The following is a 26704-nucleotide window of genomic DNA, read 5'->3' as shown; positions in this document are numbered from 1 at the left end:
CTCACATGAGCGCTACTACCCCGTCGGCGCTGCGCGAGCGAGGCATTCCTACCACCTGGCGTCGCCCACTCGCGGTGCTGGTCCTGCTGACCATCGCGCTGCTGCTGCTGTACCGCCAGACGGCGCTGGGCATGGTCACCATCTGGTGGCGCTCCGGCACCTTCACCCATGCCTTCCTGGTGCCGCCGATCGCGCTGTGGCTGGCCTGGCGCCGGCGCGAGATGGTCGCGCCGCTGACGCCTCGGCCGGTGCCCTGGCTGGCGCTGCCGATCGCGCTGCTGGGCGCGATCTGGCTGTTCGCCGACTTCGCCGCGATCAACGCCGCCACCCAGTTCGCGCTGGTGGCCATGCTGGTGCTGCTGGTGCCGGCGGTGCTGGGCTGGCGCGTCGCGCGCGAGATGGCCTTCCCGCTGGGCGTCCTCTTCTTCTGCGTCCCGGTGGGCGAGTTCCTGCTGCCGCAGCTGATGGACTGGACGGCGAAGTTCACCGTCCTCGCGCTGCGGCTCAGCGGCCTGCCGGTCTACCAGGAAGGCCTGCAGTTCATCATCCCGAGCGGCCAGTGGTCCGTCGTCGAGGCCTGCTCCGGCGTGCGCTACCTGATCGCTTCGGCCATGGTGGGCACGCTCTACGCCTACCTCAGCTACCACTCGACGCGGCGTCGCCTGGGCTTCATCGCCTTCGCGCTGGCGCTGCCGCTGGTGGCGAACTGGGCCCGCGCCTACCTGATCGTCATGATCGGCCATCTGTCGGGCAACACCCTGGCGGTGGGCGTGGACCACCTGATCTACGGCTGGCTGTTCTTCGGCGTCGTGATGCTGGCGATGTTCCTGATCGGCGCGCGCTGGTCGCAGCCGGAGTTGCCGCTGGTCCCACCGGCCCGCGAGGCCGCCGCGCCCGCGACCCTGGCCAGGGGCTGGGGCGCGACCGTCGCCGTGCTGCTGGCCGTCGCGCTGCCCGTGGCCGCGGGGGCCTGGCTGCGCCAGGGCCACTCGGCCCCGATCGACACGCTGCCCGCCGTGGCCGCGGCACCGGGCTGGCAGGCCCAGGTCGTCCCCTCGGACGCGTGGACGCCCGACTTCGAAGGCGCCAACGCCACGCGCCACCAGCAGTTCACCGGACCGGCGGACCAGCCGCGCGTGGGCCTGCACCTGCAGTATTTCCGCGACCAGGACTACGAACGCAAGCTGGTGAGCTCCAGCAACGCGGTCGTGTCGCCGGAGAACAAGCAGTGGGCCGTGACCGGCCGCGGCACGGTGGACGTCGTGCCGGCCGGCGCGGACGGCCGCGCCGCCGCGGCGATCCCGCTGCTGAGCACGCAGGTGCGCGCCTCCTCGCTGGACGCGGTGACCGCGCCGCGGATGCTGATGTGGCATGTCTACTGGATCAATGGCCGGCCGATGACCAGCGCCTGGCGCGCGCGGGTCTGGGGCGCGTTGGAGCGGCTGCGCGGGCAGGGCGACGACGCCGCGCTGGTGCTGGTCTACACCGAGGCCGACGAGCAGGCGCCGCGCCGGCTCGACGCCTTCCTGCGCCAGCACTGGGCCGCGATCGACGCCGAGCTGCGCCAGGTGCGCGATGCCGGCCAGCGCGGCGCGTCCGCGGGAGGCTCGCGATGAGCGCCGGCATGAGCGTCGAGCGCGCGATGGCCGTGGCCGACGAGCGGCCGCTGGTGCTGCACGTGATGTACCGCTTCGACACCGGCGGTCTCGAGAACGGCGTGGTGAACCTGATCAACCACATGCCGGCGAAGGACTACCGGCACGCGATCGTCGCGCTGACCGAGGTGACCGACTTCCGCAAGCGCCTGCAGCGCGACGACGTCGAGTGCTTCGCGCTGAACAAGCCGCCGGGGCAGGGCTTCTGGCTCTATCCGAAGCTGTACCGGCTGTTCCGGACGCTCCGGCCCGCGATCGTGCACAGCCGCAACCTGGCCGCGCTGGAGGTGCAGCTACCCGCGTGGGCCGCGCGCGTGCCGGTGCGCATCCACGGCGAGCATGGCCGCGACGTCGGCGACCTGGACGGCCGCAATCGCGCCTACCAGCGCGTGCGCCGCTTCTACAAGCCCTTCGTCTCGCACTACATCGCGCTGTCGCGCGACCTGGGCGAGTACCTCACCGGCCCGGTCGGCGTGCCGCCGGCGCGCGTGAGCCAGTTCGTCAACGGCGTCGACACGCAGCGCTTCCAGCGCCAGCACGCCGAGCCCATCCCCGGCTGCCCCTTCGATCCGGCCGTGCACTGGCTGATCGGCACCGTGGGCCGCATGGCGCCGGTGAAGGACCAACTGATGCTGACGCGCGCCTTCATCGCGATGATCGGCGCGGCCCCGGAGCTGCGCGAGCGCGCGCGCCTCGTGCTGATCGGCGACGGTCCGCTGCGGGCACGGTGCCAGGCGCTGCTCGACGAGGCGGGGCTGCTCGCGCTGGCCTGGCTGCCGGGCGAGCGCACCGACGTGCCGGCCGTGATGCGCGGTCTGCATGTCTTCGCGCTGCCGTCGCTGGCGGAGGGCATCTCCAACACCATCCTGGAGGCGATGGCCAGCGGGCTGCCGGTGATTGCGACCGAGGTCGGCGGCAACGCGGACCTGGTCACGCGCGATGAGAGCGGCCTGCTGGTGCCGGCCGCCGCGCCCGAGGCGATGGCCGCGGCGCTGCTGGCGCTGGCGCGCGATCCGGCGCGGGCGGCGGCGATGGGCGAGGCCGGCCGCGCGCGCGTCGAGCGCGACTTCAGCATGCGCGCCATGGTCGCCCGCTACCAGGGGCTGTATGACTCGCTGCGCGGCCACCGTGCCGGCGCCGACAAGAACAACTGAGGGATAGGCAGGGGAACGAGCATGTGCGGAATCAGCGGACTCTTCGACACCCGGGGGCGGCGCGACTTCGATGGCGCGCTGATGCATCGCATCAACGACTCGCTGCACCACCGCGGCCCGGACGAGGGCTCCATCCACCTGCAACCGGGACTGGCCTTCGGCCACCGCCGGCTGTCGATCATCGACATCGCCACCGGCCAGCAGCCGCTGTTCAACGCGGACCATTCGGTGGGCATCGTCTTCAACGGCGAGATCTACAACTACCAGCAGCTCACCGAGGAGCTGACCGCGCTGGGCTACGTCTTCCAGACCAAGAGCGACACCGAGGCCATCGTCCACGCCTGGTCGGCCTGGGGCGAGGACTGCGTGCACAAGCTGCGCGGCATGTTCGCCTTCGTGCTGTGGGACCAGGCGCGCGACCAGCTCTTCATGGCGCGTGACCGGCTCGGCGTGAAGCCGATGTTCTACGCGCTGCTGGACGACGGCACGCTGGTCTTCGGCTCCGAGCTCAAGGCGCTGCTGGCGCACCCGGCGATGAAGCGCGACATCGTGCCGCAGGCGGTCGAGGAGTACTTCGCCCTGGGCTACGTCGCCGAGCCGCGCACCATCTTCCGCCAGGCGCTGAAGCTGCCGCCCGCGCACACGCTGGTCATCAAGCGCGGCGACCAGCGCCTGGGCCAGCCGCGCCGCTACTGGGACGTCAGCTTCACCACGGACAACAAGATCGACGAGGTCCAGGCGCAGGAGGAACTGACGCGCCGCCTGCGCGAGGCGGTCAAGCTGCGGCTGATCTCGGAGGTGCCGCTGGGCGCCTTCCTGTCGGGCGGCGTGGACTCCAGCGCGGTGGTCGCGATGATGGCCGGCGAGACCAACGGGCCGGTCAAGACCTGCTCGATGTCCTTCGACGATCCGCAGTACAACGAGTCCGAATTCGCGCAGATGGTCGCGGACCGCTACCAGACCGACCACCACGTGGAGATGGTCCAGAGCGACGACTTCGACCTGATCGACACGCTGGCGCGGCTCTACGACGAGCCCTATGCCGACAGCTCCGCGATCCCGACCTACCGCGTCTGCCAGCTCGCGCGCAAGCATGTGACGGTGGCGCTGTCGGGCGATGGCGGCGACGAGAGCTTCGGCGGCTACCGCCGCTACAAGCTGCACATGATGGAGGAGCGCATGCGCGCCAGCCTGCCGCTGGGGCTGCGCAAGCCGCTGTTCGGCACGCTGGGCAAGCTCTATCCGAAGGCGGACTGGGCGCCGCGCGTGTTCCGCGCGAAGACCACCTTCCAGGCGCTGGCGCGCAACTCGGTGGAGGCCTACTTCCACACCATGTCCGTGATCCGCGACAACGAGCGCATGCCGCTGTACAGCGCGCGCTTCAAGTCGGAGCTGGGCGGCTACAACGCGCGCGAGCTGTTCCTGCAGCATGCCGAGCGCGCCGGTACCGACGACCCGCTGGCGCTGATCCAGTACATCGACCTGCAGACCTACCTGGTCGGCGACATCAACACCAAGGTGGACCGCGCGTCGATGGCGCACTCGCTGGAGGTGCGCGAGCCGCTGATGGACCACCCGCTGGTCGAGTGGCTGGCCACGCTGCCGTCCCACCTGAAGCTGCGCGGCGGCGAGGGCAAGTACCTGTTCAAGAAGACGCTCGAGCCGCATCTCCCGAACGACGTGCTCTACCGGCCCAAGATGGGCTTCGCGGTGCCGCTGGCGCGCTGGTTCCGCGGGCCGCTGCGCCAGCGCGTGCGGGGCGCGCTGCTGGGCGGGCCGCTGGCGGACTCTGGCATGTTCGACCTCAAGGCCGTGGGCGCGATGGTCGAGCAGCATGAAAACGGCTCGCGCGATCACAGCACGCCGCTGTGGACGCTGCTGATGTACGACGCGTTCCTGCGCAACGTCATGGGCGCGTCCTCGATGCGCGAGGCCGCTTGATCGGCCCGGCGAAGCAGACGGCATGAAGATCCTGTATCACCATCGCACCGCGTCCAAGGATGGCCAGGCGGTCCACATCGAGGAAATGATCGGCTCGCTGCGCGCGCTCGGTCACGAGGTGCGCGTCGTCGCGCCGGGCGGCGAGTCCGCGCCGGAAGAGAAATCGAAGATGGGCGACGACGCCGGCTGGGTGCATCGCCTGCGCGCCAAGCTGCCCAAGTTCGTCTACGAGCTGCTGGAGCTGGCCTACTCGCTGGTGGCCTATCGCCGTCTGGCCGCCGCGGCGCGCGAGTTCCAGCCCGACCTGATCTACGAACGCTACAACCTCTACCTGCTCAGCGGGCTGATGCTGAAGAAGCGGCTCGGCCTGCCGCTGCTGCTGGAGGTGAACGCGCCGCTGGTGGACGAGCGCGCCAGGTTCGGCGGCTTGGCGCTGCCGCGCGTCGCGCGCTGGGCCGAGGACACAGTCTGGCGCGGTGCCGACGCGGTGCTGCCGGTGACGCGGGTGCTGGGATCGATGATCGCCGCGCGCGGCGTGCCGGCCGAGCGCATGGTCGTGATCCCCAACGGCATCAACGAGGCCCACTTCGACGCCGCGCCTTTGCCCGCCGAGGCCAAGCGCGCGCTGGGCTGGGACGACGCGCTGGTGCTGGGCTTCACCGGCTTCGTGCGGGACTGGCACGGCATGGACAAGGTGATCCGCTGGATGGCCACCGGCGCGGCGCCCGCCAACGCGCGGCTGCTGATCGTCGGCGACGGCCCGGAGCGCGCCAACCTGGAGCGGCTGGCCGCCGAGCTCGCGCTGGGCGAGCGCGTGCGTTTCACCGGCGTGGTCTCGCGCGACGAGGTGCCGGCGCACGTGGCCGCCTTCGACATCGCGCTGCAGCCGGCGGTGGTGGCCTATGCCTCGCCGCTCAAGCTCTTCGAGTACCTGGCGCTGGGCAAGGCCATCGTCGCGCCGAGCACGCCCAACATCGAGGAAGTGCTGGACGACGGCGTGAACGCGCTGCTCTTCGATCCCGCCGAGGCCGGTGCGCTGGAAGCGCGCCTGGCGCGTCTGGCGTCGGACGCCGCGCTGCGCGAGCAGTTGGGGCAGGGCGCCCGCGCCACCATCGGCCGCCTGCACCTGACCTGGCACGGCAATGCCGAGCGCGTGGTCGCGCTGGGCCAGTCGCTGCGGGCCGGCCGCGGCGTGGCCGGCGCGGCCCGGCCCACGGATGCGAGGGTCTGAGCGTGCTCAAGCTGCTGACCTTCTCGACGCTGTACCCGAGCGCGGTGATGCCCAGCCACGGCATCTTCGTGGAGACGCGCCTGCGCCACCTGGTGGCCTCGGGCCAGGCCGAGTCGCGCGTGATCGCGCCGGTGCCCTGGTTCCCGCTCAAGGGCGAGCGCTTCGGCGAGTACGGCAAGTTAGCCGCCACGCCGGCGCGCGAGTCGCGCCACGGCCTGGAGGTCGAGCATCCGCGTTTCATCCGCCTGCCCAAGGTCGGCATGAGCAGCGCGCCCTACACGCTGGCCTGGACCTTCCTGCGCGCAGCCAGGCGCCTGCAGGCGCAAGGCGACGACTTCGACCTGATCGACGCGCACTACTTCTATCCCGACGGCGTGGCCGCGGCCTTCGTCGCCAAGGCGCTGAACAAGCCGTTGGTGATCACCGCCCGCGGCACCGACATCAACCTCATCCCCGAGTACCCGTTCCCGCGCAAGCTGATCCTGCGCGCGGCCGAGCAGGCCGACGCGATGATCACCGTCTGCGAGGCGCTCAAGGACGAGCTGGTCGCGCTGGGCGCCGATGCGGCGAAGGTGACCGCGCTGCGCAACGGCGTGGATCTGGCGCTCTTCCATCCCGGTGGACGCGAGGATGCGCGCGCCGCCTTGCAACTCGCGCCGGGCCGCTTCACGCTGGCCTCGGTGGGCCACCTCATCGAGCGCAAGGGCCACGAGCTGGTGATCGGCGCGCTGGCCGAGCTGCCCGACGTCGACCTGCTGATCGCCGGCGCCGGCCCCGAGGAGGGCGCGCTGCGCCGCCTCGCGGTGCAACTGGGCGTGAGCCCGCGCGTGCGCTTCCTGGGCGCGCTGCCGCAGGCGCGCCTGCGCGAGGTCTATGCCGGCGTGGACGCGCTGGTGCTGGCCTCCAGCCGTGAAGGCTGGGCCAACGTGCTGCTGGAGGCGATGGCCTGCGGCACGCCGGTGGCGGCGTCGAAGGTCTGGGGCACGCCCGAGGTCGTGGCCGCGCCTGAGGCCGGCGAACTGATGCCCGAGCGCAGCGCCGCCGGCGTGGCCGAGGCGGTGCGCCGGCTGCGCGCCGCGCCGCGCGACCGGTCCGCGACCCGCCGTTATGCCGAGCGCTTCAGCTGGGAGGCGACGACGCAGGGCCAGCTTGATCTCTTCCACCGCATCCTGGCCGCGCGGCGGTCGCCGGAGCTGCGCCATGCGTGACCTGCTGATGCTGGGCCTGTTCACGGCCCTGATCTACAAGACCTTGAAGGACCCGCTCTGGGGCGTGCTGGGCTGGGTGTGGATGGGCGTGATGAACCCGCACCGGCTGGCCTACGGCTTCGCGCACGACGCGCCGTGGTCGATGCTGATCGCGCTGACGCTGTTCCTGAGCCTGCTGATCCACCGCGACAAGCTGGTGAAGTTCCCGGTCAACGCGGTCACGATCCTGCTGGGGATCTGGATCGTGTGGATCGGCGTGTCGCCGCTGCTGTTCTCGTTCTATCCCGACAAGGAGATGCACTTCTGGTCGCGCGCCTTCAAGGTGCTGCTGATGGTGCTGGTGTCGCTGCTGGTGGTGCAGCGGCGCCGCGACCTGGACTGGCTGGTGCTGGTGCTGGTGGTCTCGATCGGCTACTACGGCATCAAGGGCGGCGTGTTCACCGTGCTGTCGGGCGGCTCGGCGCGGGTGTGGGGGCCGGAGGGCTCCTTCATCGAGGACAACAACTCGCTGGCGTTGGCGACCATCATGACGGTGCCGCTGATCCGCTACCTGCAGCTGCAGTCGACCCAGCGCTGGCAGCGGCACCTGGCGACGGTGGCGATGCTGCTGTGCATGGCCTCGGCGGTGGGCTCGCAGTCGCGCGGCGCCTTCCTGGCGATCGTGATGATGTCCTTCTTCATGTGGCTCAAGAGCCGCAACAAGCTGCCGCTGGCGCTGGTGGTGCTGGTGGCGCTGCCGCTGATCTTCGTCTTCATGCCGGACAGCTGGACCGACCGGATGGAGACCATCCGGACCTACGACCAGGACGCATCGGCCATGGGCCGCATCAACGCCTGGCAGATGGCCTGGCGGCTGGCGACCGACCTGTTCCCGTTCGGCGGCGGCTTCACCGTGGCGGGGGCGGCGGTGTTCGCGAAGTACGCGCCCGATCCCTCGATCCCGCTGACGGCCCACAGCATCTACTTCCAGGCGATGGGCGAGCACGGCTTCATGGGGCTGGCGCTGTTCGTGGGCATCTTCGCGATGACCTGGCGACTGGCCGGCGCGACGATCCGCGCCAGCAAGGCCGAGCCGGACCTGCAGTGGGCGCGCGACCTGGCGGCGATGTGCCAGGTGGGCTTGATCGGCTACGCCACCGGCGGGGCCTTCCTGAGCCTGGTGTATTTCGACCTGCCGTATTACCTCGTGCTGATCGTCGTGGTGGTGAACCGGATCGTCGCGGCCGAGATGGCGCAGCGCAAGCAGGCCGCGATCGCCGCGGGCCAGTTGCCGCGCGACGTCCATTCGCCGTACTGGGGGAGCGTCTGATGCTGGCGGGGCTGAGCCTGCTGGGCTGGCCGCGCGGCGAGTCCGCGCTGAGCATCCTGATCTACCACCGCGTGCTGCCGTCGCCCGACGCGCTGCGCCCGGGCGAGATCGACGCGGCGCGCTTCGAGGCGCAGGTGGCCTTCCTGGCGCGGCATTTCACGCTGATGACGGTCAGCGACGCCGCGGCCGCGCTGCGTGAGCGTCGCCTGCCGCGGCGCGCGGCCTGCATCACCTTCGACGACGGCTACGCCGACAACTGGACCGTGGCCCATCCGATCCTGGCGCGCCATGGCGCGCGCGCGACGGTGTTCGTCGCCACCGGCTACCTCAACGGCGGCCGCATGTTCAGCGACACGGTGATCGAATTCGTGCGGCGCGTGCCGGGGCCGGTGCTGGACCTGTCGGCGGTGGGCATGGGCGTGCATCCGGTGGCGACGGTGGAGGAGCGGCTGAAGGCGGTGTCGGCGCTGCAGGTGCAGCTGAAGTACCTGGCGCCGGACGAGCGCGAGGCGCAGCTGCGGCGGATGCTGGCGGCGCTGCCGGTGGGCCCGATGCCGGACGACCTGATGCTCACCGACGCGCAGCTGCGGCAACTGGCCGACGCGGGCCATGAGATCGGCGGCCACACGGTGGACCACACGGTGCTGACGACGCTGACGCCGGACGGCGCGCGCGAGCAGGTGCGTGCCGGGCGCGACCACCTGGCCGCGCTGCTGGGCCGGCCGGTGCGCAGCTTCGCGTATCCGAACGGGCGGCCGGTGCGCGACTACGACGCCGGCCATGCGGCCATGCTGCGCGAGCTGGGTTTCGAGGCCGCGGTGAGCACCGCGGCCGGCGTGGCGCTGCCGGGCGCGGACTGCTTCCAGCTGCCGCGCTACACGCCCTGGGGGCGCTCGACCGCGATGTTCGCGGCCCGCATGATGCGCAACGCGCGGATGGGCGGGCCGGCGGCGGTCGTCTGAGCGCGCGCCCTCGAGGGCGCGTGACCGAGGGCGCGTGACCGATGGCGCGCCAGCGGATGGGCGCAATCACGCAAAGTAGTGGATCACGCGATCGTCGGCGCCGCGCAACGAGCGACCGGCCGACACGGCCTGGGTGAAATCCACCGCGCGCTGGCGGCCCAAGAATGGACGGCCTGGAGGTGAATCCATGCTGCAAGTCTTCCGACCGTCCTCATTGGCCGCGCTGCTGCCGGCGCTCGCCACGCCCCGACCTCACAAGCCGATCTTTCATCGTCCGACGCTCGCCGAGGCGGTGGTGGAAGACCTGCTCTCGCTCGAGTGCGAGCAAGGGCTGCTGCTCTCCGGGCCACGACGCATCGGCAAGAGCACCTTCATCCGGCGCGATGTGCTGCCGCTGCTGCGCCGTCGGGCCGACGTCCACACGATGTACATCGACCTCAACGGCGTCCGGGACACGGACCCGGGGCACGCCATCCTGAAGATGATCGAACTGGATCTTCAGACCTTCGAAGGCCCGGTGATGAAGGTGGCTCGCCGGCTGGGACTGACGCAGGTGCGCCTGGGCGGGCTGGAGATGCACCTGGACCAGGTCTGGACCGGCCGGCTCGACCTCGTGCTGCTGCCGCAGCTCAAGGCGCTGAGCGCCGTCACCGGCAAGCACATCGTCCTGGTGATCGACGAGATCCACCTGGCCCGCCAGACCGAACTGGGCCGCAAGACCTTGTTCGTGCTCAAGTCGGCGCTCGATCAGCTGAATGATCTGGGCGGGCCCAGCTTCCGGCTGCTGGGCACGGGCTCGCACGCCCAGAAGCTGTCCCAGCTCGTCTTCGACAAGAGCCAGCCGCTGTACGGCGCGACGCTGTCGCCGTTCCCGGTGTTGGGCGGGGATTTCCTGCTCTGGCAATGGGAACGCATGCACCACGGGTCGCGTCCGGCGCTGCGGACCCTGGTGGAGGCCTTCGCCCTCCTGCTGGATCGACCGGAGGAGCTGTTCCGTGTCTGCCGCGTGCTGGACAGGCAGGCGCCGGACCCGGAGGCGAGCGTCGACCAGCGCTGCATGGCGCTGGCCCGCCTGGTGGCCGATGCGAAGAAGGAGGAATTCGTGCGGCGCATCCAGCGGCTGCCGGCGCAGGAGTTCGCGCTGCTGAGGGTCATGGCCGAGGAGGGCGAGGGCTTCGCGCCGCACTTTCCGCGCTGCATGCGGCGGATGTCCGAGATCATCCTGGCGGCCACCGGTCGCCCCGCCGCGCCGACCCTGTCGGCTGACGAGATCGACGGCGCGCTCGAGCGCCTGGCGCAGCGGCGGCTGATCTGGCAGGAAGGGACTTGCGCGTTCGAGGACCTGCGGCACGCCGACTGGCTGCGGTCCCTGGACATCCGCACGCTGTTCCTCGGCGGGTCAACGGCGCGCGCCGGCACGGATCGACCCGCGTCGCCCGTGACCGGCGCCAGCGGCGAGGAGAGCTTCAGAGCCGATAGTTCGGCCGCCGCCCTCGCAGCCATTGCTCCAGCATCATCAGGATCCACACCATCTCGCCGTAGTACCCGGGGTGCTCCGGCAGTCGCTGCTTGAGCAGGCTCTCGATGAAGGCCGGCCGGACGATGCCGCGCGTGGCCAGGCTGCCCAGCGAATCCTCCGCCAGCGCGCGCAGCTGCGCGTCGCGCGTCGCCCAGACGCCGAAGGGCAGGCCGAAGCCCTGCTTCTTCTTGACGATGATCTCGTCGGGCAGGAAGCCGCGCAGCGCTTCCTTGAAGAACCAGCGCAGCTTCAGCCCCTTGAGCTTGTAGTCCGCCGGCAGGCGCTCCGAGAAGGCCAGCAGCTCGTCGTCCAGCATCGGGAAACCGACCGAGGTGCCCGCCAGCGAGGTCGTGCCCACCACCTTGGGCAGGTCGGTGTCCGCCAGCGTGTAGCGCCAGTCGAAGGCCAGCATGCGGTCGACCAGCCGTCCGGTCTTGATCGCGTTCCATACCTGGCGCTGCTGCTTCTGCGGCCCGAGCGGGTCGACGCGTCGCAGGAAGTCGGTTTCCAGCACCTCGCCCAGGCCCAGCCGCGTCAGCAGGTTGTAGCTCTGCAGGCGGTCGGGCATCGGCACGCGGGCCTGGTCGATGTAGCTCGCGCCCTTCTTGAGCAGCGGCAGCTTGCCCACCGGCGAGCCGAACACCGGCTGCAGCACGAAGTCCCGCAGCGGTCCCGGCACGCGCCCGTACCACGAGAACACCGTCTGCTTGGCGTAACGGGTGTTGCCGCCGAAGAGCTCGTCGCCACCGTCGCCGGCCAGCAGGTGCCGCACGCCGTTGTCGTGCGCGCGCCGGGCGCAGTAGTAGGCCGGCAGCGCCGAGCTGTTGCCGAAGGGCTGGTCGTAGTGGGTCGCGACCTTGGCGATGCCGTCGACCAGGTCCCGGGGCGTCACGTAGTACTCGTGGTGCCGGCAGCCGAAGTGCTTGGCCGCGATGCGCGCGAAGGCCATCTCGTCGTAGCCCTCGGCCTCGAAGCCGATCGAGTAGGTGTCCGCCGGCCGGCCCGCGACGCGGCTCAGCATGCCGGCGACCGTCGAGCTGTCGGTGCCGCCGCTCAGGAAGCAGGCCGCGTCCGGCGCCTGCATCGCCCGTTGCACCGAGCGCTCCAGGATCTGCCGGAACTCGTCCTTCAGGTCCTCGAGCCGCGGTGCGGGCTCGGCGCGGAAGGTCGGTGTCCGGTAGGGCAGCACGCGCAGCTCGCCGCGCTCGAAGATGCCCACATGCCCCGGCGGCAGGCGGAAGATGTTGCGGAAGACCGTCCGCGGCGACGGGATGACATGGAAATAGAGGTAGTCGAACAGCGCCTGCGGATCGAGGTCGGCCTCGTCGCCGGCCAGGTCGTCCGCGCGGGTGGCGACCTGCAGTTCATGGCCGACGATGCGATAGCACAGCGGCTCGATGCCGAAGCGGTCGGTCGCCAGCACGGTGCGGCCGCCGGGCTGGCGCCAGGCCACCGAGAAGCGGCCGCCGACCTGCGCCAGCGCCGGTGCCGGATCTGTCGCCGACAGCAGCGTCTGCCAGGCGGCGTCGCGTTGCGCGGCCGGGGCGTCGGCGGGAAGGCCCGGCAGGGCCGGTTGTCCGGTGGAGAGGAAAAGGGCGGTGCTCGTCATCGTTCTGGGCGGTCCGGGGTCCGACCGCGGTGCGGAAAGGGTGCGCGCGCGGGCTGGGGGATTCTGTCGTGGAAACGCGGCGCTTCCACCCGCGCGGACCCCTGGGTTCGCGGGGAGCGCGGGCCCGGTGCGCGTCCCGGCCATGCCGCACAATCGCGGCCTGCCCGCCGCCGGTGGCGGGTGCTGGAGCCGGTTTGCAGATTCACTGGATGCCTCACGCGCTGAACCCGGCCTATGCCGGCGTGCGCTTGCGCTGCCTGATGCCGAGCCGCGAATTGCGGCGCTCGGGCCTGGCATCGCGCGTGCTGGATCCGGCGGCGCCATCGCCGGCGCTGCCGTCAGGCGGCGTGCTGGTGGTGCAGGCGAAGTGGCTGCTGGATGCGGGCTCGCCCGGCGCGCTGCGCGCGCGGACCGCGCAACTGGCCCAGGCCCGCGAGCGCGGCGCCCGGCTGGTGCTGGACAGCTTCGACAACTATTTCCTGAACGAATCCGGCGACCCGGCCCGCGGCGAGCTGCTGGCCGCCTATCGCGAGGCGCTGCCGCTGTTCGCGCTGTTCACCGTCTCCTCGCCGGGCCTGAAGCCGTTGCTGGAGGCCGAGCTGCCGCCGGACCTGCGGACCGCCGCGCTGGTGCGGGTCGTCGGCGATCCGGTCGAGACGCCGGCGGCGGCGCGCGACTTCGAATCGCTGCCGCATCGCCTGCATCCGGGCCGCTGGGGCGGCCACTGGCGCGCCTGGCGCGAACTGCGCGAGCACCGCGCGCAGCGCCGCCAGGCCCGGCAACTGATGTGGTTCGGCAATCACGGCAGCGCCTACGCGACCGGCGGCATGGCTGAGCTCGAGCGCCTGCTGCCGCTGCTGGAAGCCGCGTCGCGGCGGCAGCCGCTGCGGCTGACGGTGGTCAGCAACTCCGAGCAGCGCTACCGCGAGCTGCTGGGCCGCGCCGCCTTCCCGCACCGCTACCGGCCCTGGGACCGGCTGCACTTCCTGTCGCTGCTGGGCGAGCAGGACCTGGTGCTGCTGCCGGCCCGCATGACCGCCTTCACGATGGCCAAGAGCAACAACCGCATGCTGCTGGCGCTGGCCCAGGGCGTGCCGGTGATGGCCGATCCCTTGCCCGACTACCAGCCCTGGCGCGCGTTCTGCGCGCTGGACGAGTGGGACCGCCTCGCCGAGCACCTCGTCGACCCGGCCCCGCTGGCCGCCCGAGCACGCGCCGCGATGCCCGCCATCGAGCGCGACTACTCCACGCGCGCCATCGCCGCCCAATGGCGCGAAGCGCTGCAAGCTCCCGCCGTCCGATGAGCCGCATGACTCCTGATGCCCTCGCCACGCCGCAGCCGCCCGTCGCCGCTGCCGTGCCAGCAGCCCCTGGTGCCGCTGAAGCCGCCGGTTCCAGTTCCCCGGTGGAAGCCGGATCGATGCCCGCGTCCTCGCCCGACGAGCCGCTGGCGATCGCCATCGTGCTGCCGCAGTTCCACCCGATCCCGGAGAACGACGCCTGGTGGGGCAAGGGCTTCACCGAGTGGCGCAACGTCGCCAAGGCGCGGCCGCTCTACAAGGGCCATCACCAGCCGCACCTGCCGGGCGAGCTCGGCTTCTACGACCTGCGCCTGCCCGAGGCGCGCGCCGCGCAGGCGGCGATGGCGCGGCAGTACGGCATCGGCGGCTTCTGCTACTACCACTACTGGTTCAACGGCCACCGGCTGCTGGAGCGCCCGGTCGAGGAGATCCGCGCCAGCGGCGAGCCGGACTTCCCCTACTGCCTGGCCTGGGCCAACGAGAACTGGAGCCGCGCCTGGAACGGCAGCGAGCGCGAGATGCTGATGCAGCAGCGCTACTCCGACGAGGACGACGAGGCCCACATCCGCACGCTGCTGCCGCACTTCCGCGATCCGCGCTACATCCGCATCGACGGCAAGCCGCTGTTCATCGTCTACAAGGTCGACCACCTGCCCGATCCGCGGCGCACGCTCGACACCTGGCGCCGCATCGCGCGCGAGGAGGGCGTCGGCGAGCTGACGCTGGCCCAGTTCGAATGGAGCGGCAGCGGCTCCGGCGCCGATCCGCGCGAGGTCGGGCTGGACCTGTCGATCGAGTTCGCGCCCGACTGGCGGCGCCTGGGCGGACGGCACTTCACCGGCTGGAAATCGCGGCTGCTGATGGCGCTGGGCCTGCTGCCCAAGGCCTACGGCGAGCACAACTTCTTCGACTACCAGCGCATGGTCGACGGCGTGCTGGCCAAGCCCGCGCCGCGTTATCCCTTCCTGCGCTGCGTCAGCCCCGGCTTCGACAACAGCGCGCGGCGCTCGGCCGGCGCGACCATCCTGATGAACAACACGCCGGCGCGTTACCGGCGCTGGCTCGAGGCGGCGCTCGCCTGGACGCGCCAGCACCAGCCGCCCAAGCGCCAGGTGGTGTTCATCAATGCGTGGAACGAATGGGCCGAGGGCAACCACCTCGAGCCCGACACGATGAACGGCCACGCCTACCTGGAAGCGACCCGGGACGCGCTGCGCCCGGGCCGCTGAGCGGCATCACGGGCTGGAGCCATCGACGACGCCCCTGAGCGCGGGGCACCGGGCCATCGAGTCGTCGAGTCGTCGAGCGGTCGGGTTCCGGCGCTGCCGGCTCAGCGCCGCCCGATCCAGGCCGCGCAGGCGGCCTGGTGCCGCGCCACCGAGCCCCGCATCGACGCGAGCGCCTCCTCGGTGCGCCGCAGGTCCTCGGCGATGCGCGGGGCGCGGTCGATCGCGGCCAGCCAGTAGTCGCACATGCTGGCCTCGTCATCGCACTCGTGCAGCACGCCGCGGTCGCGCAGCAGCCGGTAGACGGGGTAGGACGGGTAGGTCGTGTCCCAGCCGCCGCGGATCGTCAGCGGCTTGTTCAGCCCCAGCGGCTCCAGCACGTTGTGGTCCACGCCGACATGCGCGACGCTCGCCGCGGCATAGAAGTCCCGCAGCTCGCCGACGGTGTCCAGCACCAGGCACTGCACCTGCGGCGCCAGCGGCCCGTCCTCCAGCTGCGAGCGCCGCGCCACCACCAAGCCGGCCTCGCCGAGCTGCGCCAGCAGCGCGCTCATGCGCTCGAGGTTCTCCGGATGACGGGGCGCGAGGATCAGCAGCGCGCGCGGATGCGTGCGGCGCAGCCGCTCGAAGGCGCCCAGCACCTGGCGCTGCTCCGCCAGCTCGGTGACGCAGCCGCCCACGATCACCGGACGGTCGGTGGCCAGCAGCTCGCCCAGCAGGCGCGGGCTGCGCGTGGCCTGCTCGACGCGCCAGTCGGCCCGCCGCATCGCATCGAACTTCATGTTGCCGGTGACCTGCAGCCGCTCGCGCGGCGCGCCGCGGGCCTCGAGCGCGCGCGCGGTCTCGGCGTCCTGCACGCACAGCAGGTCGAAGGCGCCGAGGAAGTCGCGCTCCAGCAGGCGGCGTTCGAGCTGGTCCAGCCGCGCCGGCGGGTCGTAGTGATAGAGCCAGCCGTTGAGCATCAGCGTGGCGGCGCCGCGGCGGCGCGCCTCGCGCAGGAAGGCGTAGGAGAAGCGGCAGGGCGCCTCCGAGGGCAGGCAGGGGATCTCGGCCAGCGCCAGCATCGCCGGCGGCAGCACGCGCGCGAGGCGGCGCGCGTCGCTGCTGTGGCCGCGGCTGATGCAGACCGCCGCCTGCGGCAGGCGCGCCAGGTAGGCCTCGCGGTAATGCACGTGCTCGGTGATCAGCACCGGGCGCAGGTCGGGGCGCTGCGCGGTCAGCCATTCGATCATCGGCGCCACCGCGTTGAGCTCGCCGATGGTGGTCACGTAGAACCACAGCGCCGGGCCGCGCGCGTCCGCTGGCGTCAGCGCGAACGCGCCCAGCGTGTTGTTGCCGCGCAGGTCGCTCAGGCGCTCCAGCGCGCGGAACAGCGCCCAGCGCAGCGCTTCGCCGCGCCGGCTCGGGGCCGGCGCCACCGGCGCGGGCAGGGACGGGGTCAGCTCAGGCATGGCGGCTCCGCAAATGGGTCAGGGCGCGTCGCACCTCGGTCATCGCCGGATGCCGCAGCAGCGTGGCGCAACCCAGCCAGGCCAGCGCGCCCGCCACGACGCACAGGGCCAGGCGCGGCACCAGCGGCAGGCCGAGCTCGTGGCTGGCCAGTTGCGCCAGGCCCAGGCCGGCGCAGCAGCCCAGCGCCAGCTGCGCGCTGACGGTGCTCGGGCCGAAGAGCTCGCGCGGGCGCGCCTGCAGCACCTCGGTCAGGTGGCGGGTGTACATCGCGACCTGCACCAGGTTGCCGATCACGAAGACGGCGGCCACCGCATGCAGGTTCCACAGCGCGGCCAGGCCCACGCAGGCCAGGTGCGTCGGCCCGTACCAGAGCGCCACCGACAGCCGGCGGCGGATCTGGCCGGTGGCCGCGAGCGCGTTGGGCGCCAGCATCGTCAGCGCGTAGGGCAGGCCGGCCAGCGCGAGCAGCGTCGCCAGCGGCGCGGCCTCGTGCCACTGCGGGCCGAAGAGCAGCGCGATGATGTCGCCCGACAGCAGCGCCACGCCGCCCATGAAGGGCCAGGCGATGCCGGTGAAGATGGCGGTGCCCTTGGCGTAAGGCGCCACCAGGCTGTGGCCGGCGCGGTGGTCCGCGGCCAGGGCCGGCGTGGCCACGCGCAGGATCGCGGAACTGACGGTCTGCGCCAGCAGGTCGATCAGCCCGGTGGCGCGGCTGAACAGGCCCAGCGCGGTGAAGCCGAAGACCTTGCCGATGATCAGTTCATGGCCGTTGCGCGAGCCCGACTCGACCAGCCGCGAGCCGGTGAACATCGCGCCGAAGCGCAGCTGGCGGCCGACGCCGCGCAGCCGCGGCAGCAGCAGCGCGTCGCGTGGCCGCAGCCAGACGAGGACGGCCACCTGGACCGCGATCCCGGCCACCGGTCCCCAGGCCAGGCTCATCGCGCCATGGCCGCGCCAGGCCAGGGCGATGCTGGTGACGGCGTTGGCGGCATTGGCGCTGACCTGGACGATGAAGACCTGGTGGAAGGCCATCTCGCGGTTGAGCAGCGCGAAGGTCGGCGAGGCCAGCGGCAGCATCACGAAATTCAGGCTCAGCACCAGCAGCAGGTCGGCCAGCAGCGGCTCGTGGTACCAGTCGGCCAGCAGGAAGCGGCCGCCCAGGATGGCCAGCGCGATGCCCCAGGCCATCAGCAGCGTGATGGTGAAGGCGCTGCGCAGCTTTTCGCGGTCGAGCTCGCGCTCCTGGATCAGGTATTCGCTGACGCCGAAGTCGCGCAGGATGGACGCCAGGTTGGTGACCACCGCGCACAGCGAATAGACGCCGACCTGGGTCGGCGTCAGCAGCCGCGCCAGGATCATCGTCGTCGGGACGGTGATCAGCAGGCTCAGGTAGCGCTCGGCGAAGGACCAGGCCAGCGCGCCGCGCACGGTCGGCGACTTGCTCATGCGTCGCCCTTCATGGCGCGAACTCCGCCCGTGCGGACGAAGCGCCCGGCGCGCCCGTCGCGGCGCCCGCGTGGGGCGTGTTGACCGGCGTACCGGTCGGGGCGGGCGCCGTCGTGGCCGAGGCCGTCGGTGCCGGCGCTTCGGCGGCGGCCGGGCCGGCTTCGGCCGGCTGCGCGGGCGCCGTGGCCGCGCCGCGGCGCAGCCACTGCTTGAGCCGCGGCACCCAGCCCCAGCGGTACAGCGTGGCGTGGTGGATGGGACGCGCGTCGGCGGTCCAGCGGGTGTGCCACTCCATGACCTTGCCGTAGAACTCGATGCGGCGGATCGGCCCGCCCGCGGCGGCGGCCTCGAAGAGCTGCTGGAACTGCAGCTGCCGCATCAGCGTCGACGGCGACACCGCCTTGTGCGCCTCGTCGTAGGCGGTCTTGAGGATCACGATCTTCGAGCCCGATTCGATGCACAGGTCCATCGCGACGACGGCGTCGTCGAACCAGTATTGGTACAGGCGCGCGCGGCCGTCCCGCGCGAAGGCCTCGAGCATCGCGCGGTAGAACTCGTACTGCGGATGGCCCGGCGCGATCGCCGTGCCCTCGGAGCCCTTCCAGCCGCTGGCCTCGAGCTGGCCGTAGCGCACCAGCGCCGGCGCGACGTCCTCGGGCCGCGTCAGGCATTCGAGCCGCGTGACCGTGCCGGCCGTGTCCAGCTTCTTCTGCTGCTTGCGCAGGTTCTGGCGCAGGTTCTTGCCGCGGGCTTCCCAGTAGGTCTCGAAGTCGCCGGCGAGGTCCACCCAGGCGGTGTCGATGTAGTCCTGGCCGCGCCAGCGCGCGCCATCGTCGGCGCGCGGATGGAAGAGGCTGTCCAACTGCGTCAGGCCCAGCGCCAGCGCCGACAGCGGCAGCGCGCGCAGCAGCCCGTCGGCCAGCGGCTCAAGCGGCGCGCCTGCGTCGCTCAGCCACGCGCCCAGCGGCAGCTGCGAGGGCTGGAAGGTCGACCACTGCCCGGCGCCTCGCGGCGCCACGATGGCCGCGGCGCGCGGCGCCTTCGGGTCGCCCAGCAAGGCCAACCGCTCGCGGCCGGTGCCGAAGGAGCGCAGCAGCGGCGTGAGGAAGGCGCTCTCCAGGAAGGGCAGGCCGGCCACGCGCGCCTGCAGCGCATCCCAGGCGGCGGCGTGCGGCGCGAAGGCGGCCGCGTCCGGCAATGGGATGAGCGTCCAGCGGGCGTTGGTGGATAGGGGCGACGTGGTCGGCGTGTGGGGTGTCGTCGGGGTCATGGGCGGGCCTCGGCGGTGGGCATCTGGGGGGCGCAGGCTTCGTCGAGCACGCGGGCGAGCTCGCCGGTGCGCGACTCGCGCGAGGCGGCGGCGATGGCCGAAGCCGCGGGCAGCGCGGCACGGCCATGGAACAGGTCATCGAGGAAGCGATCGAGCACCGCCGCGACGCCGGGGCCGTCCTCCAGCGCCGCGATCCGCGGCAGGCCGGCGCGGCGCATCAGTTGCGCGGTGTCGCCGGCCAGGTCAGCCAGCGTCAGCACCGGGCGGCGCGCGCGCAGGTACTCGTAGGCCTTGGCGGGAATCTGGTCATTGCAGTCGTTCGACTGCAGCAGCAGCAGCGCGTCGGCGCGCAGCATCTCGGCCAGCGCGTCGGCATAGGGCAGCGGCGGCGCGACCTCGACCAGGTCGGCCACGTCCAGCCGGCGCGCCAGCGCCAGCACGAAGTCGTCATGCGCGGTCGCGCGCAGCCGCAGCCGCAGTCGCGCCGCGTCGACCCGGCCCGCGACCTTGGCGGCGGCCAGCGCCTCGAACAGGCGCGCCGGGCTGCGCCAGTCGGGATAGACGACGCCGCTGTGCAGCAACACGCGCGGGCCGGCGGTGGTCGATGCAGTCGCCGACGACGAGGCGTTCGCGCCCTCCATTCGCACGGCGCGCTCGGCCTGCTGGAAGGCGGCCTCGCTGTAGCCGTTCTCGATCACGCGCAGGCGGTCGGCGGCGGCCGGGAAGCGCTGCGCATACAGCCGCGCCGCGCCGGGCGTGGTGAAGGTGCAGCGCGCCGCGCGCGCGAAGACCTTGCGCTCGACCGCGGCGAAGCTGCGCCACAGCACCGGATCGGCCGGGTAGCCGTCGTGGGCCATCGGGTCGCGGAAGTCGGCGACCCAGGGCAGGCCGCTCAGGCGCGACAGCCAGTAGCCGACCAGGTGCGCCGTCGGGATCGGATAGGTGCTCCAGATCGCGTCGGGTCGCGTCTGGCGGATCAGCCGCAGGCCGGCCGGCACGGCGCCCAGCAGCCAGCTGTGCCAGCGGTCCGGCCGCGCCAGGAAGCCCGGGTAGCGGCCGCCGATCGACAGGTGCCGCGCGGCGTCCAGCGCGAAAGCCCGGCGCACCGGCAGCTCCGGCGGGATCTCTTCGAGCAGGTCGTCGCCGGTGTGCGCGTGCGCGCGCGGATGCGCGGTCAGCACGCTCGGCGACCAGCCCAGCGCCGGCAGCTGCTGCGCGAAGCGCAAGGCGCGCTGCACGCCGCTGCTGCCCGCCATCGGCGGGAACTGGAAGGACACCATGAGCACGCGTCGCATGACCGGAGCCTCAGCGCGCGGGCGCGATGAAGAGGCGCTCGACCTGCTCGACGATGCGGCGCAGGTCGGCGTCGGTGAGGTCCTGGTGGCAGGCCAGCTGCAGCACGTGGTGCGACCAGGCCTTGCCGGCATCGCCGGGCAGCGCCGGCACGCCGGGCCAGAGCCGGTCCCAGCGCGACACGGGCACGCCCAGGCGGCGCATCTCCAGGTAGCCCGGGTCGGGCGTGCGCACCCACAGCGGGAAGACGTAGGGCGCGCAGTCCGGCGGCAGGGCCGGCAGCAGCGGGTGCACGCCGTCGCGGTCGCTGAAGGCCTCGGTGAACAGCGCGTAGTTGCGGCGGCGGGCCTCGACGATGCGATGGCGCGGCACGCGCCGCGAGATCCAGCCGCTGGCCCGCGTGAGCGCGCGGTGCGACAGCGGCAGGTCGATCAGCGCCATGTTGGCGTCGATCTCGCCGCTCTCGTCGAGCTCGCCGTAATGGCTGGGCGCGGCCGGCGCGCCGCCGCCGCTCACCACGCGGCGCAGCGCGCTCTTGAGCGCGAAGGCGCCGCGGATCAGCCGGTTCAGCCCCGTCAGGCGGTCGTGCGTGGCGCCCATGTGCAGGATGTCGGACGCCGCCTTGACCTGCTCGATGCGACCGGCCGGCGTCAGCGGCGGCAGGGCCAGGTCGGCGCGGTTGAGCGCCAGGATGCCGCCCTCGGGCGTCGGGAAGAACTTGGTCAGGCTGGCGATCGCGACGTCGCCCCAGGAACCGATCGGCCGGGCGCCGGCGCGGCCGAACATCGCATGCGCGCAGTCCTCGATCAGCGCGATGCCGCGCGCGTCGCACCAGGCGCGCACCGCGTCCATCGGCTGCGGCAGGCCGAAGTAGTGCGGCACCAGCAGCGCCTTCGGATGCGCCGGGCCGTGGGCCGAGAGCCAGTCCAGGCGCGGCACGCCGTGCTCGTCGATGGGATAGAAGGCCGCGTCGGCGCCCAGCGTCTTCACCGGCGAGACCATGGTCGGGCAGTGGTAGGACGGCAGCAGCACCAGGTCGCCCGGACCGACGTCCAGGCACTCGAGCGCGAGCAGGATGGCCGCGCGCCCGCTGGTGGTGAGCAGGTGGCGCGGGTGGTCGAGCAGGCTGTGCTGGTCGACCCGGGCGGCACCGGCGAAGGTGCGCCAGCCGATGACGGGCAGCCGGGGCGCGAGCATGGGAGGCGGCGGGCTCAAGTCGGAGGGCCTGCCGGTCAGCGGGAGGCGGGCGGCGTGGCGGCGCCGGACGCCGGGGCCGGGCCTGATGCCGGCGCCGATGGCGATGCCGGCGATGACGCCGGCGCGGAAGCGGCCGGCGCGGGCTCGGAGGCCGAGGGGGCGGGCGCCGAGGCGGCCTCGCCCGGCAGCTGGATGTCCGACGGCCAGCGGTTGATCGCGATCAGGCGCTGGCGCAGCACCGGGTGCGTCATGCCGGCGCCGTAGGCGCGGCGGGCGGCGTCCACCGCCATGTCGACCTGATTGAGGTCCAGCGCGACCATGCCCACGTTGTAGACCGAGAACGCGTTGTCGCCGGTCAGCTTGGACGCGGCCTCCAACTGCTCCTTGGCCGGCCCCGGCTTGCCCTTGCCGTTCAGATAGCCGGCGTAGATCAGGCGCACGATGACGTCGTCCGCCTTCCAGGCCAGCGCGCGCTTGAAGTAGCAGTCGACGGTGAACAGCGCGTCGGGCGGCTGGTCGCGCTTGGTGCGCTCGCCGTAGAGCATCATCGCCACCAGCGCGCGGTGGTGGTTGGGGAAGGCGCGCAGCGTGTAGTCGATGTCGCTGCCGATCGTGCCGCGCTTGCACTTGACCAGCGCCTCGCAGGTGTCGATGAAGTGGGCGCCCTCGACCATCAGCAGCGGCGACATCTGCTTGGTCACCGGGTCGATCTCCGGCGCGTCCTTGTACTGGCGGTAGTCGTAGGGCCCGTAGTTGTTGGCCAGCCCGCCGCAGCCCACGCCCTGCGCGACGGCGGCCTGGGTGACGACGGCGCCGGCCAGCGCCAGCGCGAGGGTGCGCCAGCCGGCGCGGGGGAACGGAAGGGCGGACATGGCGGTGCTCCGGGTGGGCCGGGGTTCCGGTCAGGAGGCGGCCGGCACGTCGCGGACGAAGGCGGCGGTGAGCCGCTCGACCTGCGCGCGCCAGGCGGCGGTGGAGAAGGTGTGGTCCGCGTCGGGCAGGTCCTCGCGGCGCAGCCCGGGGCGGCCGAGCAGGCCGCGCCAGGCCGGGCCGCCGTCGCGGCAGCGGTCCAGGAATTCCTTGGCGACGTAGTCGTCGCCGGACAGGATCAGCAGCACCGGACCCCCGAAGGCGCGCAGGCCGTCGGCCATCTGCTCGGTGTAGTGGCGCGGGTCCGCGGCCGTCGGTCCAGCCGACCTTCCGGTCGACGTTCCCGCCGACGTCCCCGACGACGCGTCGGCCGTCGTGGCGGCGCCCGCCGGCGCGGCTCGGCCCTGCGCCAGCTTGCCCAGCAACTCGCGGACGGCGCCCAGGCCGACCCGGCCGCTCAGCAGCTTGCGCCAGAACGACGGCTGGCGCAGCCGGTCCAGGTAGTAGTGCCTGACCTGCGTGCGGGCCAGGCTGGCCTCGGTGCGGACCCAGGGGTTGGCCAGGCACAGGCCGGCGATGCGCGCGTCGCGGCGGCGGTGCACGTAGAGCAGCGCGGCCGAGGCGGCGTCGCACAGGCCCCAGAGCACCACGCGCCGCAGCGCCGGACGCTCGCGCTGCCAGGCGTCGAGGGCGGCGGCGATGTCGGCGTCGAGCTGGTCGAAGCCGCGCTGGTCGCCCTGGGCATCGCCCATGCCGCGGTGGTCCAGGCGCAGGCAGGGCACGCCAGCGGCGGCCAGCGCGCGGCCCAGTAGCGTGAATTGGCGGTGGCTGCCGACGCGGTATTGCGGCCCGCCGACGATCAGCAGCACGCCGGTGTCCGAGGGCGCTGTCGCCGCGGTGGCCTCGGCCGGCTCGCTCAGCAGGCCGACCAGCGACGCGCCCTCGCAGTCGATGCGCAGCAGGCTGTCGCGGTGCGTGGTGGCGGCGAGCGCGCTCATGCGGCGATGGCCTCGGCGGGCGCCGCGGCGAAGTCGGCCTCGGCCCGCAGCGCGGCGAGGCTGGCCTCGATCAGGCGGGGGGCTTCCTCGATCTCGGTCGCGGCCCAGAAGGACGGTCCCTGGCAGACCGCCGCGCGCACTTCGGCGCCCTGGGCCTGCCAGGCCTGCACGGCCATCGACGCGGCCGGGGTGAGCGTGGCGTCCTCGCGCGGCGAGAGCTCCAGCCACGCGACCCGCGCCACGCGCGGCGAGGGCTTGAGCTGCGCGGCGTCCAGACCCTCGGCCAGTGCCGGCGCCAGCAGGTAGCCGGCGATCTCCACCGGCTCGCCGCGCGCGAGCTGGTCGCGCATCGCCTGCACGGCGCCCTTGGCCTGGCCGCCGATCAGGTCGGCCGCCACGCGCAGCCGCATGAACTGCTGGAGCTGGAGCTTGCCCGCGGTCACCGGTTGCCACAGCAGCAGGTGCAGCGGCCGGTCGGTCACCGCGTCGAACACGGCCGGCGCCAGCAGGGCGCCGGCGCGCAGGCCCCACAGCCACAGCGGCGGCCGGCCGCCATCGGGGCGGGGCAGGGCGCGGGCGTCGAGCCAGGCGGCGGCCAGGCGGACATCGTCCTGCCAGTGCGCCCAGCTCGCATCGCCGAAGTCGCCGCTGCTGTCGCCGCAGCCCAGCAGGTCCAGCATCAGCACCTCGAAGCCGGCGGCGGCGAAGGCGCGCGCCGCCAGCGCGGTCATGCGGCGGGACTTGTTCATCTCCTCCGCGAACGGCGGCAGGAGCAGGATCTGGCCACGCGGCGCGGTGGCGAAGGGCGCGGCGGCGGCATGGTGCACGCACAGCCGCTGGCCGCGCGCGCCGGCATCCAGGAAGAACGGCGTGTCGGCGGCGGCCATGGGATCCGGGCGGCGGCGGACGGCCGCTCAGGCGGCGAGCTTGCCGTTCACGAAGTCCAGCAGGGCGCCCACCGTGGCGAAGGTGGCGCCGTCGATCTCGTCGTCGTCGACGACGATGCCGAACTGTTCCTCGAGCGCGGTGATCAGGCTGACGACCGCCATGGAGTCCAGCTCCGGGATCGCGCCCAGCAGCGCGGTGTCGACGGTGAAGTCCTTGGCGCGGCCTTCCAGGCTCAGGACGTCGTCGAGGATGGCGAGCAGGTGGTGTTGGGTGTTCATGATCGGGGCGGATCTTAACTGTGGCCCCCTCTGGGAACCCCCGGGGCGCCCCCCCATCCCAAGGGGATCTCCCCCTGTTCGTGAGGTCCTGCCGCGGGACCGCGTGAGATACTTTTTTTCGCCGTGATCGTTGGTCCCTTGTTTGGCCTCGTTCGGCGAGGATCGGCCCCGGACTCCCCGTTCCGCCTTCTGCCCGGTGACCGCTCCGTCCACTGCCCATTCACCGCCCCTTTACCGCCACGTGACCTCGCCGTGACCGCCTCCGCCACCGACAGCCATCTGCTCCCGCACCTGATCTGGCACAGCGCCGAGCGCGATCCGGCGGCGCCGGCGCTGCGCGACGGCGGCCGCGCGCTGAACTATGGCGAGCTCGCGGCGCAGGTCCGGGCGCTGGCCAGCGGCCTGCTGTCGCTGGGCCTGGAACGGGCCGAGCGCGTCGGCATCTACCTGGACAAGCGGCTGGAGACCGTGGTCGCCAGCTTCGCGGTGCCGGCGGCCGGCGGCGTGTTCGTCCCGGTCAATCCCATCCTCAAGCCCGAGCAGGTCGGCTTCATCGTGCGCGACTGCGAGGTCCGCGTGCTGATCACCTCGCGCGACCGTTACGCGGCGCTGCAGCCGGTGCTGGCGCAATGCCCGTCGGTGCGCCATGTCGTGCTGGTCGACCCGGCGCCCGGCGCCGAGCCGCAGGGCTGGGTCCGCTACAGCGAGCTGCTGGACGCGCCGGCCCGCGCCGCGCACCGCGTCATCGACACCGACATGGTGGCCATCCTCTACACCTCCGGCTCCACCGGCCGGCCCAAGGGCGTGGTGCTGTCGCATCGCAACATGGTCGCCGGCGCGAAGAGCGTCGCCAGCTACCTGGAGAACCGCCCGTCGGACCGCCTGCTGGCCGCGCTGCCGCTGTCCTTCGACGCCGGCTTCAGCCAGCTGACGACGGCCTTCCACGCCGGCGCGTCGGTGTCGCTGCTGAACTACCTGATGCCGCGCGACGTGCTCAAGGCGCTCGAACGCGACCGGATCACCGGCCTGACGGCCGTGCCGCCGCTGTACATCCAGCTGGCGCAGCTCGAATGGCCGGCGGCGATCGACCAGCAGCTGCGCTACTTCGCCAACACCGGCGGCCGCATGCCGCGCGAGACGCTGGGCCTGCTGCGCCAGCGGGTGCCGTCGGCGCGCCCCTTCCTGATGTACGGCCTGACCGAGGCCTTCCGCTCGACCTACCTGCCGCCGGAGGAGGTGGACCGCCGGCCCGATTCGATCGGCAAGGCCATCCCCAATGCCGAGATCCTGGTGCTGCGCGAGGACGGCACGCCCTGCGCGCCCGATGAGCCCGGCGAGCTGGTGCATCGCGGCGCGCTGGTCGGCCTGGGCTACTGGAACGATGCCGAGAAGACGGCCGAGCGCTACAAGCTGCTGCCGCCGGGCGTCGGCGGCCGCGAGGCCGGCCTGCAGCTGCCCGAGTTCGCGGTCTTCTCCGGCGACAACGTGCGCCAGGACGCCGAGGGTTTCCTGTACTTCATCGGCCGGCGCGACGAGATGATCAAGACCTCCGGCTACCGGGTCAGCCCGACCGAGGTCGAGGAGATCCTGTACGCGACCCAGCTGGTGGGGGAGTGCGTCGCCTTCGGCGTCGACCATCCGACGCTGGGGCAGGCGATCCAGGTGATCGCGACGCCGCCGGCCGGTGGCGAGGCGCTCGACGCGACCGCGCTGCTGGCGGCCTGCAAGGCGCGCATGCCGGCCTACATGATCCCGTCCGGCATCGAGTCACAGGCCGGGCCGCTGCCCCGCAACCCGAACGGGAAGATCGACCGCAAGCTGCTGAGCACCGACTGGGTGGCCCGGCAGGAAGCCCAATGACACCGGCGCGCGACCCGCGCCGGCCCCCCGCACCGTG

General features: G+C 72.5%; 21 protein-coding genes. 11 read left to right on the top strand and 10 right to left on the bottom strand.

The genetic code is table 11. The annotated features are described in order from the left end of the window. Positions 1 to 5 precede the first annotated feature (5 nt). The 8 genes from xrtA (at position 6) to FHT38_RS13730 (ending at position 11033) form a co-directional block, all read left to right on the top strand. Entirely contained in the window at positions 6 to 1616 is a 1611-nt protein-coding gene (gene xrtA / locus FHT38_RS13765; RefSeq protein WP_183492103.1) for an exosortase A, read from the top strand. After that, the gene (locus FHT38_RS13760) at positions 1613 to 2809 is read left to right on the top strand and encodes a TIGR03088 family PEP-CTERM/XrtA system glycosyltransferase (protein ID WP_255488685.1); all 1197 of its coding nucleotides are present in this window, start codon (positions 1613 to 1615) and stop codon (positions 2807 to 2809) included. Before xrtA ends, FHT38_RS13760 begins: the two co-directional genes overlap by 4 nt. Before the next feature lie 21 nt (positions 2810 to 2830). Next, on the top strand, positions 2831 to 4750 hold the full coding sequence (locus FHT38_RS13755) for an XrtA/PEP-CTERM system amidotransferase (RefSeq protein ID WP_183492102.1): 1920 nt from the start codon (positions 2831 to 2833) through the stop codon (positions 4748 to 4750). Positions 4751 to 4772: 22 nt separating this feature from the next. Beyond that, on the top strand, positions 4773 to 5981 hold the full coding sequence (locus FHT38_RS13750) for a glycosyltransferase family 4 protein (RefSeq protein ID WP_183492101.1): 1209 nt from the start codon (positions 4773 to 4775) through the stop codon (positions 5979 to 5981). Between the two features lie 47 nt (positions 5982 to 6028). Next, a complete protein-coding gene (locus tag FHT38_RS13745) occupies positions 6029 to 7189 on the top strand; it encodes a glycosyltransferase family 4 protein (RefSeq protein WP_183492490.1) in 1161 nt (386 codons plus the stop codon). Further along, on the top strand, positions 7182 to 8498 hold the full coding sequence (locus FHT38_RS13740) for a putative O-glycosylation ligase, exosortase A system-associated (RefSeq protein ID WP_183480550.1): 1317 nt from the start codon (positions 7182 to 7184) through the stop codon (positions 8496 to 8498). Before FHT38_RS13745 ends, FHT38_RS13740 begins: the two co-directional genes overlap by 8 nt. Further along, entirely contained in the window at positions 8498 to 9460 is a 963-nt protein-coding gene (locus FHT38_RS13735; RefSeq protein WP_091732866.1) for a polysaccharide deacetylase family protein, read from the top strand. Before FHT38_RS13740 ends, FHT38_RS13735 begins: the two co-directional genes overlap by 1 nt. 187 nt (positions 9461 to 9647) lie before the next feature. Continuing rightward, entirely contained in the window at positions 9648 to 11033 is a 1386-nt protein-coding gene (locus tag FHT38_RS13730; RefSeq protein WP_183492100.1) for a hypothetical protein, read from the top strand. Here the strand turns inward: FHT38_RS13730 and FHT38_RS13725 are convergent. Next, entirely contained in the window at positions 10927 to 12588 is a 1662-nt protein-coding gene (locus FHT38_RS13725) for an asparagine synthetase B (protein WP_183492099.1), read from the bottom strand. The genes FHT38_RS13730 and FHT38_RS13725 overlap by 107 nt on opposite strands. 209 nt (positions 12589 to 12797) lie before the next feature. Between FHT38_RS13725 and FHT38_RS13720 the strand changes: the two genes are divergently transcribed. Both FHT38_RS13720 and FHT38_RS13715 read left to right on the top strand, forming a co-directional pair. Then, positions 12798 to 13892: a hypothetical protein gene (locus FHT38_RS13720; RefSeq protein ID WP_183480544.1), complete on the top strand. Its 1095-nt coding sequence runs from the start codon at positions 12798 to 12800 to the stop codon at positions 13890 to 13892. A gap of 5 nt (positions 13893 to 13897) precedes the next feature. Further along, positions 13898 to 15118 carry a glycoside hydrolase family 99-like domain-containing protein gene (locus tag FHT38_RS13715; RefSeq protein ID WP_221213770.1) on the top strand — a complete coding sequence of 407 codons (1221 nt, stop codon included), beginning with the start codon at positions 13898 to 13900 and terminating at the stop codon, positions 15116 to 15118. Between the two features lie 101 nt (positions 15119 to 15219). Here the strand turns inward: FHT38_RS13715 and FHT38_RS13710 are convergent, their stop codons facing one another. Genes FHT38_RS13710 through FHT38_RS13670 form a run of 9 tightly spaced genes read right to left on the bottom strand, consistent with a single transcriptional unit; the run spans position 15220 to position 24807 of the window. Next, complete coding sequence (locus tag FHT38_RS13710; RefSeq protein WP_183492098.1) at positions 15220 to 16566, bottom strand: 3-deoxy-D-manno-octulosonic acid transferase; 1347 nt, start codon at positions 16564 to 16566, stop codon at positions 15220 to 15222. Then, positions 16559 to 18013, bottom strand: coding sequence for a lipopolysaccharide biosynthesis protein (locus FHT38_RS13705; protein ID WP_091732879.1), 1455 nt, complete (start codon positions 18011 to 18013; stop codon positions 16559 to 16561). Before FHT38_RS13705 ends, FHT38_RS13710 begins: the two co-directional genes overlap by 8 nt. A gap of 10 nt (positions 18014 to 18023) precedes the next feature. Beyond that, on the bottom strand, positions 18024 to 19283 hold the full coding sequence (locus tag FHT38_RS13700; RefSeq protein ID WP_183492097.1) for a GNAT family N-acetyltransferase: 1260 nt from the start codon (positions 19281 to 19283) through the stop codon (positions 18024 to 18026). Next, entirely contained in the window at positions 19280 to 20578 is a 1299-nt protein-coding gene (locus FHT38_RS13695) for a glycosyltransferase (protein ID WP_183492096.1), read from the bottom strand. Before FHT38_RS13695 ends, FHT38_RS13700 begins: the two co-directional genes overlap by 4 nt. A 10-nt stretch (positions 20579 to 20588) precedes the next feature. Next, the gene (locus tag FHT38_RS13690) at positions 20589 to 21773 is read right to left on the bottom strand and encodes a DegT/DnrJ/EryC1/StrS family aminotransferase (RefSeq protein WP_091732891.1); all 1185 of its coding nucleotides are present in this window, start codon (positions 21771 to 21773) and stop codon (positions 20589 to 20591) included. 35 nt (positions 21774 to 21808) lie between these two features. After that, entirely contained in the window at positions 21809 to 22645 is an 837-nt protein-coding gene (locus FHT38_RS13685) for a hypothetical protein (RefSeq protein ID WP_183492095.1), read from the bottom strand. Between the two features lie 30 nt (positions 22646 to 22675). Next, positions 22676 to 23641, bottom strand: a complete 966-nt coding sequence (locus tag FHT38_RS13680) for a hydrolase 1, exosortase A system-associated (protein ID WP_183492094.1) — start codon at positions 23639 to 23641, stop codon at positions 22676 to 22678. Continuing rightward, positions 23638 to 24528, bottom strand: coding sequence for a hydrolase 2, exosortase A system-associated (locus FHT38_RS13675; protein ID WP_183492093.1), 891 nt, complete (start codon positions 24526 to 24528; stop codon positions 23638 to 23640). Before FHT38_RS13675 ends, FHT38_RS13680 begins: the two co-directional genes overlap by 4 nt. A gap of 27 nt (positions 24529 to 24555) precedes the next feature. Then, positions 24556 to 24807 (bottom strand): acyl carrier protein, encoded by a 252-nt coding sequence (locus tag FHT38_RS13670; protein WP_091732902.1) that lies wholly within the window; start codon positions 24805 to 24807, stop codon positions 24556 to 24558. Positions 24808 to 25059: 252 nt separating this feature from the next. Here FHT38_RS13670 and FHT38_RS13665 point away from each other — a divergent pair, with 252 nt between their 5' ends. Continuing rightward, the gene (locus FHT38_RS13665) at positions 25060 to 26667 is read left to right on the top strand and encodes an acyl-CoA ligase (AMP-forming), exosortase A system-associated (RefSeq protein WP_183492092.1); all 1608 of its coding nucleotides are present in this window, start codon (positions 25060 to 25062) and stop codon (positions 26665 to 26667) included. Positions 26668 to 26704 lie beyond the last annotated feature (37 nt).

This window comes from Mitsuaria sp. BK041, assembly GCF_014193085.1.
Taxonomy (GTDB): Bacteria; Pseudomonadota; Gammaproteobacteria; order Burkholderiales; family Burkholderiaceae_C; genus Roseateles.
Note: the sequence above shows the minus strand (reverse complement) of the source record. Positions and strands in the feature narration are given on the sequence as shown.